15 protein-coding genes and 1 pseudogene are annotated in these 19,604 nt (G+C 60.6%); 10 read left to right on the top strand and 6 right to left on the bottom strand.

The genetic code is table 11. The features are described from left to right. The first annotated feature begins 98 nt into the window (after positions 1–98). Both LAP85_16665 and LAP85_16660 read left to right on the top strand, forming a co-directional pair. Complete coding sequence (locus LAP85_16665) at positions 99–1,211, top strand: hypothetical protein (GenBank protein MBZ5498036.1); 1,113 nt, start codon at positions 99–101, stop codon at positions 1,209–1,211. After that, positions 1,211–2,326, top strand: coding sequence for a carbohydrate-binding family 9-like protein (locus LAP85_16660; protein ID MBZ5498035.1), 1,116 nt, complete (start codon positions 1,211–1,213; stop codon positions 2,324–2,326). The genes LAP85_16665 and LAP85_16660 overlap by 1 nt, the downstream gene beginning before the upstream one ends. Positions 2,327–2,525: 199 nt before the next feature. Here the strand turns inward: LAP85_16660 and LAP85_16655 are convergent, their stop codons facing one another. Then, entirely contained in the window at positions 2,526–3,944 is a 1,419-nt protein-coding gene (locus tag LAP85_16655; protein MBZ5498034.1) for a peptidase C45, read from the bottom strand. A gap of 222 nt (positions 3,945–4,166) precedes the next feature. On the opposite strand from LAP85_16655, the gene LAP85_16650 reads away from it, so the two are divergent. Beyond that, complete coding sequence (locus tag LAP85_16650; protein ID MBZ5498033.1) at positions 4,167–5,222, top strand: proline racemase family protein; 1,056 nt, start codon at positions 4,167–4,169, stop codon at positions 5,220–5,222. A 99-nt stretch (positions 5,223–5,321) separates the two neighbouring features. On the opposite strand, the pseudogene LAP85_16645 reads toward LAP85_16650, so the two are convergent. Beyond that, a pseudogene (locus LAP85_16645) lies at positions 5,322–5,615 on the bottom strand (panthothenate synthetase). 171 nt (positions 5,616–5,786) lie between these two features. On the opposite strand from LAP85_16645, the gene LAP85_16640 reads away from it, so the two are divergent. Continuing rightward, the gene (locus tag LAP85_16640; GenBank protein ID MBZ5498032.1) at positions 5,787–6,374 is read left to right on the top strand and encodes an RNA polymerase sigma factor; all 588 of its coding nucleotides are present in this window, start codon (positions 5,787–5,789) and stop codon (positions 6,372–6,374) included. Further along, the gene (locus tag LAP85_16635; protein MBZ5498031.1) at positions 6,364–7,248 is read left to right on the top strand and encodes a methylated-DNA--[protein]-cysteine S-methyltransferase; all 885 of its coding nucleotides are present in this window, start codon (positions 6,364–6,366) and stop codon (positions 7,246–7,248) included. The genes LAP85_16640 and LAP85_16635 overlap by 11 nt, the downstream gene beginning before the upstream one ends. A 129-nt stretch (positions 7,249–7,377) precedes the next feature. Here LAP85_16635 and LAP85_16630 read toward each other — a convergent pair whose 3' ends face one another. Further along, a complete protein-coding gene (locus tag LAP85_16630) occupies positions 7,378–7,899 on the bottom strand; it encodes a protein-disulfide reductase DsbD N-terminal domain-containing protein (protein ID MBZ5498030.1) in 522 nt (173 codons plus the stop codon). A 126-nt stretch (positions 7,900–8,025) separates the two neighbouring features. Beyond that, a complete protein-coding gene (locus tag LAP85_16625) occupies positions 8,026–9,288 on the bottom strand; it encodes a hypothetical protein (protein ID MBZ5498029.1) in 1,263 nt (420 codons plus the stop codon). A gap of 254 nt (positions 9,289–9,542) precedes the next feature. On the opposite strand from LAP85_16625, the gene corA reads away from it, so the two are divergent. Further along, entirely contained in the window at positions 9,543–10,685 is a 1,143-nt protein-coding gene (corA, locus tag LAP85_16620) for a magnesium/cobalt transporter CorA (protein ID MBZ5498028.1), read from the top strand. Between the two features lie 22 nt (positions 10,686–10,707). Here the strand turns inward: corA and LAP85_16615 are convergent, their stop codons facing one another. Further along, positions 10,708–12,288 (bottom strand): C69 family dipeptidase, encoded by a 1,581-nt coding sequence (locus LAP85_16615; protein ID MBZ5498027.1) that lies wholly within the window; start codon positions 12,286–12,288, stop codon positions 10,708–10,710. Positions 12,289–12,597: 309 nt separating this feature from the next. Between LAP85_16615 and LAP85_16610 the strand changes: the two genes are divergently transcribed. From LAP85_16610 to LAP85_16595, 4 genes are read left to right on the top strand one after another with little or no spacing between them, the layout of a single operon-like run. Then, positions 12,598–13,965 (top strand): efflux RND transporter periplasmic adaptor subunit, encoded by a 1,368-nt coding sequence (locus LAP85_16610; GenBank protein MBZ5498026.1) that lies wholly within the window; start codon positions 12,598–12,600, stop codon positions 13,963–13,965. 18 nt (positions 13,966–13,983) lie between these two features. Beyond that, positions 13,984–15,264, top strand: a complete 1,281-nt coding sequence (locus tag LAP85_16605; GenBank protein MBZ5498025.1) for an efflux RND transporter periplasmic adaptor subunit — start codon at positions 13,984–13,986, stop codon at positions 15,262–15,264. A gap of 28 nt (positions 15,265–15,292) precedes the next feature. Beyond that, positions 15,293–16,696 carry a biotin/lipoyl-binding protein gene (locus LAP85_16600; GenBank protein ID MBZ5498024.1) on the top strand — a complete coding sequence of 468 codons (1,404 nt, stop codon included), beginning with the start codon at positions 15,293–15,295 and terminating at the stop codon, positions 16,694–16,696. Beyond that, positions 16,693–17,985, top strand: a complete 1,293-nt coding sequence (locus LAP85_16595; GenBank protein MBZ5498023.1) for an ABC transporter permease — start codon at positions 16,693–16,695, stop codon at positions 17,983–17,985. Before LAP85_16600 ends, LAP85_16595 begins: the two co-directional genes overlap by 4 nt. A 19-nt stretch (positions 17,986–18,004) precedes the next feature. On the opposite strand, the gene LAP85_16590 is transcribed toward LAP85_16595, so the two are convergent. Next, positions 18,005–19,603, bottom strand: a complete 1,599-nt coding sequence (locus tag LAP85_16590) for a hypothetical protein (protein MBZ5498022.1) — start codon at positions 19,601–19,603, stop codon at positions 18,005–18,007. Between the last annotated feature and the right edge of the window lies 1 nt (position 19,604).

Raw genomic sequence — 19,604 nt, 5'->3', positions numbered from 1 at the left:
GTCGCCGGGCCCTCTGCAGGGATGACCTGCGGCCCTACCCGGCACCCCGCTACGGCGGATCGCGTTTCAGTCCCACATGCGGAGCAAACGAGGCTGCTATGAACCGGAGACAATTCCTTCACACCGTGGGCGCCGGCGCTGTGCTGGGCAGCCGCACCATGGGCAAGGGGATTCCCGCTCACGATGCCCGCCAGCGCTCGAAATCCCGACCTGCGCTCAAGAACTGGGCCTGGATGCGCGGCGGCATCAAGTCGATGGACGATTGGCGCCGCAAGCTCGCCGAGATGCGCGCGGCCGGCATTAACGCGATCCTCATCAGCGGCAGTGCCGATTTCTATCGGACGGCTATACCGGTTGTGCGCCAGGAGGGCCTCGAGATACATGCGTGGATCTTCACGATGATGCGCGGCGAACACGTAAAGACGCATCCGGAATGGTACGCCGTCAGCCGCAAGGGGGTGTCGACCGCCGAGAAGCCTCCCTACGTCGACTATTACAGGTTCATGTGCCCGGCGCGCGACGACGTGCGGCAGTTTCTCGTCGGATATGTCCGCGAGCTTGCCGAGATCGGCGGGTTGGCGAGCGTGCACCTCGACTACATCCGCTACCCGGACGTCATCCTCCCCGTCGCGCTGTGGCCGAAATACAACCTGGTGCAGGACAAAGAGTATCCGGAGTTCGACTTTTGCTACTGCCGTGTCTGTCGTGACCGTTTCAAGCGCCAGGCGGGCACGGATCCCCTGGAATTGCAGGATCCACCCAGTCACCGCGCGTGGCTGCAGTATCGCTACGACACCATCACCGAGGTTGTCGGCCTGCTGGCGAACGAGGTGCACGCGCACAAGAAACAGGTGACAGCGGCGGTATTTCCGACACCGACGATCGCGCGCACGCTGGTGCGCCAGGACTGGGTTCGATGGCAGGTGGATGCCGTCCTGCCCATGGTGTACCACGCGTTCTACAAGGAGGACGTCGCATGGATCGAGCGCGCGACGCGCCTGGGTGTGGACGCGCTCGGCAGCCGCATTCCGCTCTACACGGGGCTCTACGTGCCGGATCTCACGCCCCCGGATCTCGGCCGCGCCGTCGAGCGTGCGCTCGCGGGCGGCGCGCAGGGTGTCAGCCTGTTCCAGGGCAACACGCTGACGCCTGCGCACTGGGAGGAGTTTTCCGCGGCCGTGAAGCGGGCCGGCGCGGAGGGAGGCAGGTAATGCGCATTATGTTCTGCCGAGGAGCCTTCCTGGTTGTGCTGCTCGTGACGTCAGCCGCGGCCACGCGCCTGCAGACACAGGCAGCGCGCGATCCCGAGGCCATGCCATTCGCACCCAGCCGGTACGTGTGCTACCACACGTTTTCAGCGCCGAACGTCGACGGCAAGCTCGATGAGGCCGCATGGCGCGCGGCGCCCTGGACGAACCTTTTCGTCGACATCGAAGGCGACACTCGTCCGCGCCCGCGGTTCAGAACGCGTGCCAGGATGCTCTGGGACGATGCCAACTTCTACGTGGCGCTCGACATGGAGGAGCCCGACCTCTGGGGGACGCTGACCGAGCGTGATGCCATCGTCTACAACGATAACGACGTCGAGGTGTTCATCGATCCCGACGGCGACACGCACAACTACTACGAGCTCGAAGTGAATCCGCTGGGCACGGTCTTCGACCTGATGCTCGTCCAGCCGTACCGCGACGGAGGGCCCGCGATCATCGCCTGGGACGCCGCCGGCCTGCGGATTGGAGTCGACCTGCGCGGCACGGTGAACCGGCCGGGCGATCGCGACGAAGGGTGGACCGTTGAAATGTCAATCCCCTGGCGCATCCTGCGCGAGGCCGCCCCAGGCAAACGGCCGCCCAGGGCCGGCGAACAGTGGCGCATCAACTTCTCGCGCGTCGAATGGCAACTCGACGCGAAGGATGGCCGCTACTCGAAGCGCATTGACCCGGCCACGGCCAAGCCGATCCTTTCGGACAACTGGGTGTGGAGCCCCCAAGGCGCCGTCGACCTCCATATGCCCGAACGCTGGGGCTTCGTCCAGTTCTCCGGGATCGAATCAGGAGCTGGTGCGGAGTCGTTCGTCGAAAATCCCAACGAGCGTGTGAAGTGGGCGCTCCGCCGGCTCTACTATCGCCAGTGCCGCGCCAGGGCCGCCACTGGACAATACGCGCCGGATCTGGCCGCGCTGGATGCGGGCAATATCCGGGTGGAAGGGATCGAATTCCAGCCTGCCATGCAGGCTACGGCGGACCTATATCAGATCAGCGCCAAGGGGGCCGGCGGCACAACCGTGTGGATTCGCCAGGACGGCAAGACTTGGGTCACACGCTGACCTGAATTATTCATGAAGCAGAACCGCACACCCGTGAACAGCAAGAAAATTGGACGCGGATGGACGCGGGCAGGAGCTTTTGCCGCCTGCGGCGCGGCAAAAGCTCCTGCACACCGACTAGGACCGGACGGTCGGCGTCGGTCAGCGTTTTTCCGCGTCCAAAACTGCATTTTGGTCGCACATTCATGAATGATTATGGCTAGCGCCCGTCCCGGGCGGCTTCAAAGACGGTCCAAGGGTGCGCGAGCATGTCTTTGAGGAATTCCTTTTCCCAGTCGAACTCCGGATGCGCCTTCAGGTGTGCTGCTGCCTGGAAGTGGGTGCCGCAGGCGTGGCCGGCGGCTGCCGTGAATGACATGCGCTCCGCCATGGTGGCATCAGCGACCTTGTTTTGCACCGCACCGGCGGCCCCGTAAGGAAGCTGCCAGCTTCCCAAGCCGCGCGGGGAGAGATCAATGTGGCCGCAGAGGGTGCGCTCACTCGGGTTAATCTTTTTCTCGTAGGTATCGTAATGATCGGCCAGGAAGCGCTGGGCGGCCGCCACGTCGATTTTCCCCTTGTTCTCGGCCATCAGCTGTTCCCAGCGCGCGTGCCGTGCATTCTGGCTGTTGCCCATGTCTTTGGTGTCGAACTTTGTCTCCTCGCGCGTCAGCTTGGGGTTAATAGGGAAATTGGCGCCCACAAAATAGCCGTCCTTTTTGTGCTCGAGCGTCACATTTCTCAGGCCCAGTTCGAGGCTGGCGATCTCGTTGGTCTTCCGGTCGGCAATCAGCCAGTCGTTGGCGTAGCCGCCGTTGTTGCCTTCTTTCATGATGCGGGCAAAGTCGTCGATGGACGTGGAGTACTGCATTGCCCTGCGTGCCCGGACAAACTCCGGCATGCCGCCCGGGTCATAGCCTTCAAAGTCGCTGATCGTGGTCTCGGTGATCATGATACCGGCCGAGTTCACGCCGAAATCGTCGTCGCTCGATATGAATCCCGGGAGACCATCCATCAGGATACGGTAACCCTTGGCCGGAGCGATGTCGAAGACGATGGTCCACCGCCTGCCTTCCATGTAACTCGTCCAGTTGTTGTGGGCGATGATGACCTTGCCGTCTTTGGTGTAGCTGCCCGTGGCGACGAAGGCGCTGCAGCGCTCCGCCTTGCCCAGGGAGTCTGGGGAAGGGATCTTGCGCTGCTTGTTGTACTCCTTCACGTAGTAATCCCACTCGAGCAGCCCGTTCATGGCGACGATGTCCCACAGATCAAGCTTGACTCCGCGGGCGTTGACGCCGTCGGTGATCCCCTGAAGTTCGTCGCGGTACTGCTGCTCGATGCGCGGCCACATCATGTCGCGGGCGGCGCCCCGGAAAAACGCCCAGTTTTTCTCGCTGCCGTGCTTCAATTCGAGCTCGGCGAGCTTTTTCATGTCAAGGATCTCCGCGGCCAGCAGATGTCCGTGCTGGTAGCCGATTTCGGACGGGGTCCCCTCCAGGTGCACGAATGTCCAGCCATTTGCCTCGGGGCGCCGGAAGGATTTTTTCAAGCGTGGGTCGGCCTTCTGCTCCTGTGGGAACGATGCGATCGCGACGATCGTGAACAGCAGGCAGAACAGAGCGACAATTTTTCCGTGCATGATTCCTCCGGCGCCATGGGCGCTACCCACTCCTGTCTTTTCTTGGCCTGTACTGGATAAACCCTATTCTAATTCATCCGGGCACAATGGTCATGCGATTATACATTTTCGCGGCCAATCACCCTAATTCTGTCCCCCGTTGTGCCCGGTAGCAATCGGCCTGCAATCGGGGGTAGGATAATGCGCGTTCGATCGCGCAGGTTTAAGAGAAGGGAGAAGAGCATGCGCCTTGCCAATATGATTCAAGCCGTTGATGCCCATGCGTGTGGGGAACCCGGAAGGGTAATTGTCGGGGGCGTGCTCGATGTCCCGGGAGCCACCATGTTCGACAAGATGCGTTATCTCCAGACGCACATGGACGGCTTGCGCAAGCGCATGTTGCGCGAGCCGCGCGGATATCCGGCCGCAAACTGCAATCTGATCCTGCCACCCACGCACCCCGGCGCCGATGCCGGCTTTGTCATCATGGAACAGGTGGAGTATCCCGGCATGTCGGGGACGAATACCATCTGTGTCACTACGGTCTTGCTCGAAACCGGGATGCTGCCGATGCGGGAACCGGTCACGGAGTTGATGCTGGAATCCCCGGCGGGATTGATCCGGGTCCGGGCAGACTGTGCCAACGGCAAAGTCGAGCGCGTCACTTTTCAAAATGTGCCGGCGTTTGCGGCCTACCTGGATGCGCGCATCGAGGTTCCGCACCTCGGGACCGCAACCGTGGATGTTGCGTATGGCGGCATGTTCTATGTCATCGCCGAGGCGGCCCCGTTCGGGCTGCGCCTGACGCCCGATGAAGGACGGGACATAGTCCGCATCAGCGAGATGATCAAGGCAGCGGCCCAGGAACAGTTGCCGGTGGTGCATCCCGAGCAGCCCGGCTTTTCCGGGATCACGATTGCGGAACTCTCCGCGCCTCCGACCCGTCCGGAAGCTCATATGAAGAATGCCGTGACGGTCTCCACGGGTAAACTCGACTGGAACCGCCCGGCCACCTGGACCGGCGCCATCGATCGCTCACCATGCGGCACCGGCACCTGCGCGAAAATGGCGACGCTCTATGCCAGGGGCAAGCTGGGACTGAACGAGGACTTTTGCCACGAAGGGATCCTGGGCACGATCTTCACCGGCCGTCTGACCGGAGTGACCCAGGTCGGCAAGTACCAGGCGGTCATACCAACCCTCAGCGGGCAAGCATGGATCACGGGACTCTGCACCTATGTCGTCGATCCCGAAGATCCGTTTCCGGAAGGATTCACGGTCGGTGACATCTGGGGTTAATTGATCCAGCCATAAACGCCCACAGGGCAGGAATTCCGCCAAGACCCTGAAGGCTCTGATTTCCCGGCGTCCTGGCGGCGCCACCGGCCCCCTGACCGACTAAGAGCACTTCTTAGTCAGGTCCTCGATGTCGGCCTTCTGGATGTCCTCAAAAGTCAAAGCAATTCTATGTCTTACGTCGGCGTTGAAGGTCAGGAGCCAAGGCATGGTTACGGCCGGAAGCTTGGTCTGGTCGGTAACGTTGACGACCAACATCGCCCCCCGTTTTCCATCCTGTTCCGTAAAATAGACTGCCTCCGGCCTGGTTTCCTCGAGGATATGGCGCAACTTTTTCCCTCAGGTGCCGTCCCTGAGAGCGGCATTAAACTCCTGGTTTGGAATGCTCACGTTCATCAATATCCGCGTCGCGTCCTCCTTACTGTGAATGGCCGAGTACCATGGTTGATAATTTTCAGTTCGATCCCTCCGGCATCGGAAGCGTTACAGAGAAAACTTTCAGGCGAACGGAAGCACAGGCGGCCGTGTTATAGGTAGTGAGCGGCGTGGCAGGATCGGGAGGGTCAAGTGACCGGCGGCAAGCTCGACAATCTGGCACTGGCAGTGCATCGAAACGCAGACGGGGCCGTGGAACGTCTGGTCCGAAACTACCAGGATCGGCTCTACAGCTATGCGTTGCGTTTGCTTCGCGATCCCTTCGATGCACGGGAGGTGACCCAGGACGCATTCATGCGCGCCTGCGACGCACTTACCAAACGCTATGATGAGCCGATGTGCCGCAATCTCGAATTGGGGCCCTGGCTGTTCCGCATCACCCGCAACCTGGCATTCACGCGATGCCGCAGGCGACGGGTGAGGAGAGAGGTTTCTGTCGAGGATTCCGTCGAGGCGCAGGCATCCGGTTCAGGCCCAGCAGCTGAAGGGATCCGGAATCTGGAGACGGGGGAGAAGCGCAGGGCTTTGCAGTCGGCGCTGGATCGTCTTGACCGCGAAGCGCGCGATCTGGTGGTGCTCAGATTCATGGAAGAGCTGTCCTACGCCGAAATCGCGGCCATCGTTGGGTCCGGCGAAACTTCCGTGCGGGGCAAGGTGTTCCGCGCTCTGCGTAAATTGCGCACGACTCTGACAAAGAGCGGAGGCAGAAATGCGCTGTGATGCAGTATTGAAACGACTGGATGTTTTCCGCACCGGCGAATTGAAGCGGGCCGAGCAGGCAGAGGTTCTCGCGCACCTGTCTCAATGCCCGGAGTGCACCCGCGAGCTGGCCGGAATTGGAGAATTGGCAGCGGATTTGGGCTGGCTGCAGGTCAGGGCTCCGTCCGGCATCCTCGCGCATGTGCAAGAAAGAGCTGGCGAGCGTTACTCCTCGGTAGAAACGGATCTCGGCAGGCTCTGGGTGGGATTTAATGCTCACGGTGTGACGATGGTGGACCTGGGCGGAAGCGACTCCTCATCCTTCGAGGACCTGTACCGGAAGCGATTGGGCGGGCGGCCTCTCCGAGGGGAACTTCCCGAATCCTATGCCCGTGCCGTAAAGTCGGCGGCGACGGGCAACCCTCCTCCGACCGTACGCGTGGATTTGTCCAGACTCTCGGCTTTCGAGCAGACGGTTCTGACGCTCTTGCGGCAGATTCCCCGCGGCGAAGTACGCCCCTACAGCTGGCTGGCGCGTGAGGCCGGCAGGCCCAGAGCGGTTCGGGCGGTCGGGAACACGATGGCGCACAATCCCGTACCGCTTCTCCTGCCTTGTCACCGGGTGGTTCCCGCGGCAGGCGGCATCGGCCGATATGCGTTCGGCACGTCGCTCAAACGAGCCCTGCTTGCGCGCGAAGGGGTGCCGGTGGACGAACTTGAGAAGTATGCAAACGAGGGCATACGTTACATCGGCTGCAAGAGCACCGGCATTTTTTGTTTTCCAACCTGCCGCGACGCGCGCCGCGTGCAGGTCCGGAACCGTGTCTTGCTCGCAAGTGGTGCGAACGCGAGGGCAGCGGGCTTCCGCCCGTGCCGCCATTGCCGTCCCGAGTGACGTACGAGAGGTATGAGTTGCGCGCTCTGTGGATGGATATTCGTCGCTGGAATTTCGCTGGTGGCGGCAGGAAACCACGGAACAGGCTGAAGGATTCGGTGCCTTTCATGGTTTTGTTTGAGACCGCACTCAACGCGTGAGGTTGACTTCGAGGGCAAGCTTCACTGTTTTGGGCGGCAGGCAAAGCTCCTCATTGCAGGTCTGGAAGCTCACGTTGACTCTTACCTCCGACTTGCCGGCAGTTGCGGTTGCCGCCACCTTCACCGGGATCGTGAAGGCGGCCTGCCCTTCATAGTATTCGGTCATGAGATTGAAGTTCGGATCCATCGCAGACTTGGGTTCTGAGGATTCGATCGTGCCCGCCTGTTCAAACGACTGATCCGATGGCACCACGATGCGTGTCGGTGTCGGCCCTCCTTCTGCCTGATCCGTGGCATAGAGATGCCAGCCCTCCTCGATTTTTGCCGTCAGCTGCAGGGTGAGTTTATCACCCGGCTTGAGCGGTTTGTCAGGGAGCGTGGCTTTGATGGACCACTTGACAGGTTCCCTCGGTATCTGTCCCGAACCCTCGGTGGCGGCTCCCGGGATGAGTAGAACACAAATAAGCACCAGAGCTAAAACCGCTGTGCTCCCCAATCCTCTATCCAGCATTTCTTTACCTCCCCTGATTGCGGATCACCTTGTACCAACAACCCCCGGCAGGTTACAACTGGAAAACGTGATTCCGATCGCACAGGGCGGCATGTTTGAAATCCGTGGCAGTCCTTTAGCCGGGGATTATACGGATTTTACTGAGGCGCGCAGCGACAGCCCTGGATTGGCCAGGGACTCCACCATCTGCTCGTGAATCGCCTGATCGAGCAGATAGAAAAGCTTCCCCTCCTCGTGTACCGGTGCGGCATGTCCTTTGGAGACCAGCAGAAGGCACAGTTGCTGTTCCCCGGGGCTCAATCCGGACGCATCGACGCGGGCCATTCCCTGGGGGCTCGGGATCAGCTTGCGGAGAAGATTCCTGGTAAAGACCTGATCGTCACTGGAATCCATGACCGCGCCGGCCGAAATCCAGCGCTCTTCCGGCGCCCCGAAGAAGTATGGGCCCGAGGAGTATGCCAGCAGGAATACGATCAGGTCGATGAACGCTGCCAGGGCGAAGGCGAAGACGTGCCGGCTGCCGGGCGCGGATACCAGTTCCTGGAACGCGATCAGAAGATCCTCCTGCCCGCTGGCCGAGCGATCCACGAAGTCGGTATAGGAGGGCACCGCCGGGAGCGCGAAATTCTGGGTGTGGAGTGTCTCTTTGACTTCCTGCCAGGGGACGGCATCGAAGACCTGCTGGAAGCTCCGAAGCTGGTTTTCGGTCGATTCGAGCGGCTTGAGATTGTTCCGGAAATCGGTCAACGATTGCTGTGCCGCCTGCATGCGTTCCAGGGACTGACGGGCCAGTTTTGCGTAGCGATCGAAGGCTGTGTAGCGCAGGCCCTGGCCGATCCCTTCCGGATAGCTGGAGTTATAGGTCTGTGCTTCACGCGCCACCGCCTCCCGGATCCTGGCCAGGTAGGGATCGGAGTCATGAGCTCTGGAGATGTATCCATGAGCCTTTTCAGCGCCCGTCATCTCTTCAAGGGCGAGAACGTGCTTTTGACCTTCGCTGATCGCGCCCGCCACGAGTTCCTGCGCCTGTCCCGATGCAGTGCTCAACGAGTCGTAGAGTTTGCGTTGGATTGTCGCGGGCCGCTCGCGGGCGGAAAACCACGTGTAGAGGCAGGCGTAGGAAAACGAAATCGACACCATCGCCGTGATGGCGTACACGGCGATGAGGAGGGCGCGCTTGGTTTTGCTTATTCCTACCAGCCAGGCAACCAGAACCAGGGCCGACTGCACGCCGAGGGATGCCAGAAGTGCGAACCAGGGCGCCAGGTAAAGCGCCATGCCCTGCTGGGTCGTATACCATGAGACGATTGACAGCAGGCAACTTGCGATAAACAGGGCCTTTACCATGGGACGGCTGACGCCCACGAGGGTTGAGGGTGCTCCGGACATAGAACCTCCTTGTCGAGTTACCGATAAAACGATTTCCCGCTCCCTATGGTTCCATGAATCCCACACCCGAGCAGGCGGCACCCGACCATCTTGAATAAAGATTGAAGATACCCGGGCCAAAGTTCAAGTCCTCGCGCCAAGGGGGGCATTCCGAATCGCTCGTTCTCACGCCGCGACATGTGGATGCGGACTGGAAAATCGGAATGTCCGTTTCGGTCCAGGTGTAGAATCAGCCTGCACAACGGAGGCAGGCTATGTCGCGCAAGCACCGCAGACACAGGATTTCAGCACCGGCTTTTCCCCGCAGATCCTTGCCCGGGAGCGCACCCGGAACTCTGATTGTCGATCCGCAGGCGCCCAAGCCGGTCATCCAGGTGATGGCATACAGTCCGGAAAAGGTGCTCGAACAAGACATAGACGACGTTCACAGCATCCGGTCATTCTTGCGCGAATGGCCGGTGACGTGGGTCAGCGTGATGGGATTGGGCGATGTTTCCGTGATCACCAAAGTGGGCGAGATTTTTAACCTGCATCGGTTGGCGCTGGAGGACGTGCTCAACGTTCATCAGAGGGCGAAGGTAGACCAATTCAAAGACAACTGCTTCATCGTGGTCCGCGCCATCAACGCCGAAGAGGCGTACTCATCCGAGCAGTTGAGCATCTTTCTCGGCAAAAATTACCTGCTGACCTTCCAGGAACGAACCGGCAGTTATTTTGATCCCGTGCGCGAACGCATCCGGAAGGATACGGGCCGCCTCCGCCTCGCCGGTCCCGACCATCTGGCCTATGCCCTGATCGACGCCACCATCGACTGGTACTTTCCAGTGCTGGAAAAGTACGGGGAAACACTGGAAGTCATCGAAGACGCGGTCGTCGCGCAGCCTGAAAAACGATTCATCAGGCAGATTCACGAGATGAGATATGCCCTGCTCACTCTCCGCCGGACAGTTTGGCCGTTGCGCGAAGCGGTGAACGCCCTATGCCGGGACCCTCTTCCTCTGATCTCGGATGAGACGCGCATCTACCTGCGCGACTGCTACGACCACACGGTGCAGATCATCGATTTGCTGGAAAACTATCGGGATGTGGCTTCGAGCCTGATGGAAGTCTATCTGTCCAGCCTCGGCAACCGGACCAACGAGATCATGAAGGTGCTGACGATGTTTGCCGCGATATTTATCCCCCTGTCCTTCATCGCCGGCATTTACGGAATGAATTTCGACATTCCCGAACTCAAATGGGCGTTGGGCTATCCCTATGCGCTGGGTCTCATGGCTCTGGTTGCGATCGGCCTGCTGTATTACTTCCGCAGAAAGGGCTGGCTCGGTTCTGAAAAAGAGCCAACCCAAAACTCAGAACCACCAACCAGTCAAACCACGAAGTCCCCAAAGCAATAAAAGAGGGCGACTGTCCGGCAATTCAGAAGCTGTTATTGTATTTCGACCACAGCAGTTCGCCGACTTTCCAGTAGTCTTCCACTGCCTTGTTGGCGATTCCATGGCAATACTTCGTGAGGTACTCCCCGGCTTTGGCGGGGTCGGTCTGGTAGAGGCGCAGTGCTTCATCCTCTGTCGCCTTCTGTTTCGCGAAAGCATCCGCTTCGATCGGCTGCCAGACCCTCTTCAAATCCTCCTTCATCACCTGGTACCGGATGTAGGAGAGCTTGCTTGCCTGCCGGAAAGCCCACCAGGCACAATCGCGCCGGTACTTCTCCCTCCCATCGATCATGAAGGACTCCGGCATCTGTGAGATTCCGATGTAGAAGGGCATGTGGGGCGTGGTCGCAGGATTGTCGTACCCCAGCCAGACCAGGCCCCCGATCGGGTTGGGCAGCCAGGAGCGGGATTGCGTAATCTGCAAATAAGTGGCGGTGGGAGAGCAGATCGTTCTTTCGCGCTGGATGCGGAACAGTGAAGTCCAATCGCTGTTCATGAACGGATTTGCCACAGGGCTCTTGACGGCCTGGCCCTGTTGGTTGACGACCGTGAGATTGCGCGTCATGTCAAAGGGAGTGGCGTCGTAACTGTCCCGGAAAATCGCGAGCACATCCTGAACCGACACCTTCTTGTCCGGCTTCACCGACAGCGGGTAGTTCTCCGCGTTGGGATCCAACCTGAGCGACGGGGCCAGCAAGCTCAGGACCCGCCACTCCCGGCGACGGCTGCCCATGCTGCTTCTGTCGGCGTAGGCATAGCAGAACTCGAACGGGTGGCCGCTTTTCGGATCCCACCACCCCATTTCCTGCGCCAGCGCCAGAACGTTGTCCGAGGCCATGTAATAGTCTTTGTTCTTGAGGTCGAGCTGCCGGATCCTGTGGGCGTTGGCCGACACCCCGATCTGGTCGTCCGGGATGCGGACTGCAGCCCATACCGCGCCGACTTTCCCTCTCCCGGGACCCAGAATCTCGAAATGCCACACTTCGTTCGGGTCGGCGAAGGTGAAACACTCCCCGGCGTCGTTGTAGCCATACTTTCTGGTGAGCTCGTCAGCGACTTGGATGGCCTCGCGTGCAGTCCGGGCTCTTTCCAGGATCAGGCGGTAGAGCTCCGGCGCATCAATGATCCCTTCCTTACTTTGCAGCTCACGCTTCCCGCCGGTCGTTGTTTCGCCGATTGCGAGCTGATGCTCGTTCATAATGGGATAGGCGGCGTTGAGGTACTTGTAGGTTTCGGCAACCTGTGGGATCTCTCCCGTGGGCACGCGATCGGTATCGTCGGGACCTTTGGTCAGCTTGGGCTCCAGCCAGACCTTGGCCCGCTCGCCCGCACCGTGTTTCTGGCGGGGGACGATATTCATCCAGGTTCTGTCGCTGCCGCTGTCGCAAGAGTGGGAGGTCATCGTGGAGCCATCGGCCGACGCGAGCTTGCCGACCAGGATGCTCGTGCAACTCTCAGAGTCCGGGCTCTGCACCTGCGGCGCCGGCGCCGACGCCAGCGAAATCAACAGCAGAAATGCAATGGCGATCGGAACACTTCGCCGCATCGGGCGTTCTGGATGCATTGGCCTCGTCATTTCACTCTCCTTGCTGCGAATGATGGTATCGGAACCTGGATCAGGCAATCTTAGCGCGTGAGAAACCCTGAAATACACGAAAATTCTCTTCGTATTTTTGTATTGAAATCAAATACTATTCGTACTAATTATATAGTCGTCTCGCCAAACGAAAATTTCATCAACCTTTTGGGGATTTTCGGCGTCTAATAGACGAGTCATTTTGACGGATTAGTCGCAGTGCACTCCCCCGATTTACCGCACTGCCTCAATCAGCACAACCTGGTGAGGGTATTCTCCCCAACGGAGTGTCCAGCTGTGACCTGCGCAATCTTGCATCGACTCATCACATCTGCCCATACCGTGTGCCGTCCCCGGCACGACCGGAACTCGTCGACCAAAACCCTGCAGGCTCCGCGCAAAACGGCGCCTATGCTGCTTCTCGCATTGACTGCCGGCGCGATCCTGCCTTGGGCGGCCTGCGGCCGCCCGGCGCGGGGAGTGACGCAGGGCTCGGGCGGGGAAAGCAGCCAGTCTGCCATTGTGAGAGTTGAAAGGCGCAATTTCCGGCGCACTGTCCGCCTTCACGGGGCCGTGGGCGCAGTCCAATCGTACGGGGTGCTCGCTCCTCGTCTCACCGGGCAGATGGCAAGCACGATGGTCATCACCAGGATCGTGCGCAACGGCGCGCGGGTCCGTGCCGGCGACATCCTGGTGGAGTTCGATCCCCAGACCCAGACGAGAAATATCCTGGACCGGCAGGCCGATTACGACAATCTCATCCAGCAGATCAAGAAGAGACAGGCGGATGAGGCCACCGCGCGCGCCGCGGACGATACCGAGCTCAAAGGCGCGGAGGTGGATCTCCAGTCGGCGCGGGTGGAGATGCGCAAGAACGATTTTATCCCGGGTTTTCAGGCTGAGATCAACAAGCAGAACCTTGCGGAAGCCGAGGCGAAACTCAAGCAGCTCAAGGATACTTTCGCCCTGAAGCGTGAGGCGGCGGCCGCGGATTTGCGCATCCTCGAAATCCAGCGTGACCGTGCGCAGAAGGCCGTGACGTATGCTCAGAACAACATGGAAAAGATGAGCATCAAGTCGCCGCTGGACGGGCTGGTGGTCCTGAGTCCGATCTACAAGGGCACGCGCATGGTGGATCCGCAGGAAGGGGACGAAGTGCGGCCTGGCGGGGGCATCATGCTGGTGGTGAATCCGTCGGCCATGCAGGTCCTTGCCCGCCTGAATCAGGTGGATGTCTCCCAGGTGCACCTCGACCAGCCCGCCGAGATTCGTCTTGACGCCTATCCGAGCCTTGTCTTTCCCGGCAAGGTGGAGCGGATCAGCGCGATCGGCACATCCAGCTCCTATTCGAAGCGGATCCGGTATTTCGCAGCCGTGATCTCGATCAAGGGGAGCAACCCCAAACTGCTTCCCGATCTGACCGCGGCCGTCGACGTGCAATTGGAGGCTCTGGACAACGTGCTGTGTCTTCCTCGAGAGTCGGTCGTCATGCAGGAAGGCCGGGCCATGGTCAACGTCCTGGTGAACGGCCGGCCTGAGCCGCGCGCAGTCAAGCTCGGCTCGATGAACGATTGCGAAGTGGTGATTGAATCGGGACTTGAGGAGGGACTGACGGTTATGCGTAATCCGCACATCGCGGCCGGCGCGGGCAAGCTGCCGGAGTAGGACTGGAGCAGGAAAAGCATGAGACATACGGCATCCCGCAGAGCGTCCTTGGTCAAGAGACTCTGGCTCGGCCTGTTTGTGCTGGCAGCGGCAGCGACGGCAGCCGGCATCTGGGGCCCCTGGAGAAAAAGCAAGTTGCCGGCGGTTGCTACTGCTGAAGTCAAGCTCGGCGATTTTGTGGACTATGTCGAGCTTCGTGGAGAAATCAGGGTGCGGACCTCTACCGTGATCACGGCTCCCACCAACGCCGGCGATCTGCAGATTCTCAAGCTCTGCCGTGACGGGGCCACGATCAAGAAGGGAGATGTGGTCGTCGAATTCGATCCATCCAGCTTGAAGCGCAACGCCGACCAGTTCCGTTCCACTCTGAGGCAGGTGGAGGCCGAGATTCAGCGGGCCAACGCCCAGCAGCGCCTGCGCGAGGAGCAGATCCTCACCGACGTCATGAGCGCGCAATTCGGGCTCGACCGGGCGCGCCTGGATGCGAGCGCGCAGGACCTCAATTCCGCGATGGACAATGAGAAGAATCTCCTGGCGGTCGCCAAAGCGGAGCAGAAGGTGCGCGAGGTGCAGAGCCGGATCGAATCCAGCCGTGTCGGGGCCCAGGCGGACCTCGCCGGCACTATCCGGAGACGCAACAAGGCCCAGGCGGATCTCGAACAGGCCGAACGCAACCTGGCCGCGCTCACGCTCTCGTCGCCGGTGGACGGTATCATCACTCTGCTGCCCAACTCGCGCGCCCGCACCAGCTTTATGGGCGGCGGCACCACGCCGGTGTTTAAGGAAGGCGATCGCATTTGGTCCGGTGCTTCGATCGCCGAGGTGCCGGAACTTTCCACCATCCAGGCCAACGCACCCGTATATGAAGCCGATCGCGGCAAGATTGCCCAGGGGCAGCCCGTAAGTCTGCGCGTCGATGGGGTCCCGGACAAGGAGCACAAAGGCCGCGTGGGCGACATCAGCACGCTTGCCAAGCTCGACTACTCCACCTTCCCGACCCGGAAGAGTTTCGATTTGATGGTTAAGCTGGATGAGCCCGACCCCAGGCTGCGCCCGGGGATGAGCGCGAACTTCCGCGTCGAGGTCGAACGCCTGCCCAATTCCATCGTGATACCGGCCGCGGCTGTCTTTGAGAAGGGCGGCCGGAACGTAGCCTATGTGCTCGTTCCCAAAGGCTTTGAGGAGCGTGCCGTGCAGGTCGGGCGACGAGGCGACGAACAGGTCCTAGTGGCCGGCGGATTGAAGCCCGGGGAGCGCATCGCGCTCAAGGATCCGACGGTGTCCGATGAACAGAAATGACCTTGCACCCGCGAAAGGCATGAGACCGATGAAAACCTACTCGCATACTCCAGGACTTGAAGACAGAGCATTCGGGATGAGCGCGCGAGGAACCTTGGTTCTGAAAATCACGCTGGTGGTTCTGGCGTTGGGCATGAGTGCGGCATGCACGATGATCGCGAGCCTGACAAACTTGAAAAAGGCCGGACTTGTCATCCCGACGGTCCGGGTGGTGCGCGAGCCGGTGGAGGTGAAGGTATACACGGTCGGCGAGCTTCGGCCTGCCCTGACTGCCATGATCGTGGCCCCGCCGGTGGCCGGAGGCACCCTGCAGATCATTCACATTGTCAAAACCGGCACCCGGGTCAACGAAGGAGATGTCGTGGTCGAGTTCGACCCGAGCGAACAGGAGTACAACCTCGAGCAGGCCCAATCCCAGCTGGATGAAGCCGACCAGCAGATCAAGAAGATGAAGGCCAACCAGGCAGTCCGGGTAGCGCAGGAAGGTGTCACTCTGCTGTCCGCACAGTTCAGCGTCCGCCGGGCCGAGTTGGCGGTGAAGGGGAACGAGTTGCTGGGCGCGATCGAAGCCAAGAAAAACCTGATAAACCTCGAAGAGGCCAAACGCAGGCTCGAACAGTTGCAACGTGACGTCAAGTCGCGCGCGAGTTCGGACCAGGCGGATCTGGCTGTCCAGATGGTGGCTCGCACTAAGTCTCAGCTGGGCATGAAACTCGCCCAGCAGAACATCGATAACATGACCTTGCGCGCGCCGATCAACGGCGTCGTGGTTCTGGGGCAGAACCTGGAAGCCTTGATGTCGGCCAGCGGCGGCATTTCCATATCCTCCGCGACGGAGATTCCCGAATTCCGGGAAGGGGATCAGGCGTATCCCGGCCGCCTGATTGCGCAGATCCAGGATGCGGAGCAGATGGAGATACAGTCTAAGGTCACCGAGAACGATCGCGGCAGTCTTAATCCCGGCCAGCCCATCGAGGCCTGGGTAGATTCGCGACCGCTGAAAAACTACAGCGGCAAGATCAAATCCCTGGCCCTGTCGGCATCCTCATCCTCGTCCTCGTATCTCGATTATCTGGAAGCGCTCTCGACCCGGAGTTTCGACGCGACCTTCGAGCTCGATCCCAACGGTGAGCAGCTGAATCCGGGGGTGACCACGCGAGTGACGATCCGGGCAACAAATGTGAAGGACGCCCTCTCGCTTCCACGGCAGGCTCTGTTCCAGAAGGAAGGGAAGCCGGTCGTGTACGTCAGGCGCGGGGAGGGCTGGGAAGCACGCGAGGTCCAGATCAAATACCTCACCGAGAGCCGCGCCGTGATTGAAGGGCTCGCAGAGGGGACGGAGGTCGCTCTGGTGAATCCGGATCTGCAGAAGGGCAAAGCCGCGGGGAAAGCCAGTCCCCTGGCTTCGATTCTCGGAGGGGCGACTCGATGAAAGGCAAACGCGGAGGGGATGTGGAAAAACTCCGATGGCGGAGAAGACAGCTGCTGCCGGATCTGCGCCTGGCCTTGCAGAATCTGGGCGTGCGCAAACTCCGTTCACTACTCACTATGCTGGGCATGATTTTCGGCGTTGCAGCGGTAGTTTCGATGCTGTCGATTGGCGCCGGCGCGCAACAGCAGGTTTTGGCCTTTATCGAGCAGCTCGGTGTGCGCAACCTGATCATCGAGGCCAAGGATGTGACCGATTCCCAGGAACTGGTCAGAACGCGGAAGATTTCCCCGGGCCTCTCGTTCAAGGATCTCAGGGTGATCCGCGCCAATGTCGGTGATCTGACGGCCTCAACCCCGCGCAAGCGCTTCGCTCCATCCAGCATGCTCCCCAAGCCGCGGCAGGACATGCCCGGCGTCTACGGCGTGGCCCCTGAATATCAGGATATTGCAGGGCTGAGACTGATCGCGGGGCGCTTTTTTGACAAGGGCGATAATGATCGTGTGGCGGCGGTCTGTGTCCTGGGGGGGGGCGCGAAGGCGAATCTTTTCCTCCAGAAAGAGGCCGTGGGGGAGTACATCAAGGTCAACGAGCAGTGGTTCCGGGTGGTCGGAGTCCTGGGAGCCCAGCTGACCGCGCAAAGTGAGCTCTCCGGCTTGAAATCGCAGGATTTGAACAACCTCATCTACGCGCCGATCGACAGTGTCATCTATCGCCTGGAAGACAATAAGAGCTCCCTGAGGGATGAAGTCGACGGCCTCTATCTCCAGCTGGCCAAGACTGCCGACAGCAGCGTGGTCGGGGATGTCGTGCGCGGCATCCTGAATGCCTCGCATCGCAATGCCGGCGATTTCAGCCTGGTCGTCCCCGCAGAGTTGCTTGCCGAGCAGAAGCGCACGCAGCGCATCTTCGAAATGGTCATGACTGCGATTGCCTCGATTTCGCTCCTGGTGGGCGGGATCGGCATCATGAACATCATGCTGGCCAGCATCCTCGAGCGTACCCACGAGATTGGCGTGCGCCGGGCCGTGGGAGCACGCAAACGCGACGTTCTGCGCCAGTTCCTGGTGGAAGCCATCCTGATATCATTTGTCGGCGGCCTGCTCGGGATCGGCTGCGGGTTCGGCATTTCGCGCCTCGTGGCCGTGATGGCAGGCTGGTCGACGATCGTGACCCTGAACTCCATCCTTCTGGCGTTCATGGTTTCGGTCTCGGTCGGCTTGATCTTCGGCATTTATCCGGCGGTCAAAGCCGCCCGTCTCGATCCCGTCGAAGCCCTGCGCTACGAATGAGATGCCGGGAGACCAAGACTCACTCGGGGTACTTGGCGTCTTTCGCGGTCGGGTTCATGAAGGCGAGCAGCAGGATGATGGCGGCGAGCACCAGATAGGCCGTCGCGAACTGGTAGGGAATGGCCCGCTGGAGCGGGCTCGCCAGATTCCACGGCAGATAGACGCTTCCTTCAGGCAGAGCCGAATGAATCACGCCGAAAAAAGTGGCTGCCGCAAGAATGCCCAGGTACAGCGATGCGAGCTTGAAGCGCTTGTTGATCAGTACGGCAAGGAAGGCGCCCCAAAGCATGGCGGTCAGAATGAAACCGTTTCCCATTGCGACCGTGACGAGAGCTTCCGGCAACTCCCTGCCCGGCGTGCTCATGAGTTGAACAAAGCGATCGGTGGGCACAATAGCCGGATTGCTGTATTTGATCGCCAGCAAGCGTGCCAGCGTAGGGAAATAAGCGAAGGCAACCGCGGGCGCATGCGCGCGCGGGCAGGCGACGAATGCCTGCGCCATGATCTCGAGGGCGACGAAAATCAGAATCGGTGCAAGCACGGCGCGCGGTATCAATTCGACGATGAACGAGACGTAGCCTAAAACGCCGCCCAATCCAATGAACAGTCCCGTCAGCAGCGTGTATCCCGCCCGCGAACCCATGCCTTTGTACGCAGGCTGCCCGATGTAGGGTGTGGACTGCGCGACGCCGCCGCACAGTCCGGCCACCAGGGTCGCCACCGCCTCGGTGAGCAGGATGTCCCGTGTCTTGAAATCGTCTCCGGCGACCCGGGCGCTTTCGGTTACGTTGATGCCGCCGACGACTGTGAGCAGCGCAAACGGGATCGAGATGGGCAGGTAGCGGAGCGCTGCGGTGAAACCTTTCACGAAAGCGAGGGTCGGCATCGGGAATCCCAGGTGCAGTTCGACCACCGGGGCTGTGTAGGAAGATCCTATCCACCCGGCAGGGCCCAGCAGGTGATACAGCGCCGTACCAAGGGCGATGGCTGCCAGCACTCCGGGGATGTTCCCGGGCAGCCGCACTTTGGCCACCAGGGTGTAGAGGATCAGACCTAAAGACATCAAACCCACCAGGGGCAGGCCGAAGATGTCGACCAGAGGCGTGAAGCCGATCAGCGCCAGACCGATGCCTGCGAGCGATCCCAGCAGGCCGGCCTGCGGAACCACCTTCTGGATCCAGCCGCCGCAGAAGGAGAGCGCGAGCTTGACCACTCCCATCATGACCATGGTGGCCATGCCGATGTACCAGGTCATCAACGCCGCATCTCGCGCCTCCATCCCGCCGGCCTTGAGGGAAACGAAAGCCGGTCCGAGGACTACCAGCGCCAGGCCGATGGTCGAGGGCGTGTCGAGACCGAGCGGCATCGCCGTGACCGTCGGATTTCCCGTGCGCCGGGCAAGCCGGAAGGCCATCCAGGTATAGACCAGGTCGCCGAACAGGACCCCGAAGGCGGTGCCGGGGAACATCCGGGTGTAGACGATGTCGGCCGGAAACCCGAACGCGAACACGAGGACGCCCGCCAGAAAAGACAGCACGGTGACGTTGTCGAACATCAAACCGAAGAACCCGTTGATGTCGCCGAGGGCAAACCATCGATACTTGCGGCCAGCCGTCATG

Source organism: Terriglobia bacterium (assembly GCA_020072565.1).
GTDB lineage: Bacteria > Acidobacteriota > UBA6911 > UBA6911 > UBA6911 > JAFNAG01.
Note: the sequence above shows the minus strand (reverse complement) of the source record. Positions and strands in the feature narration are given on the sequence as shown.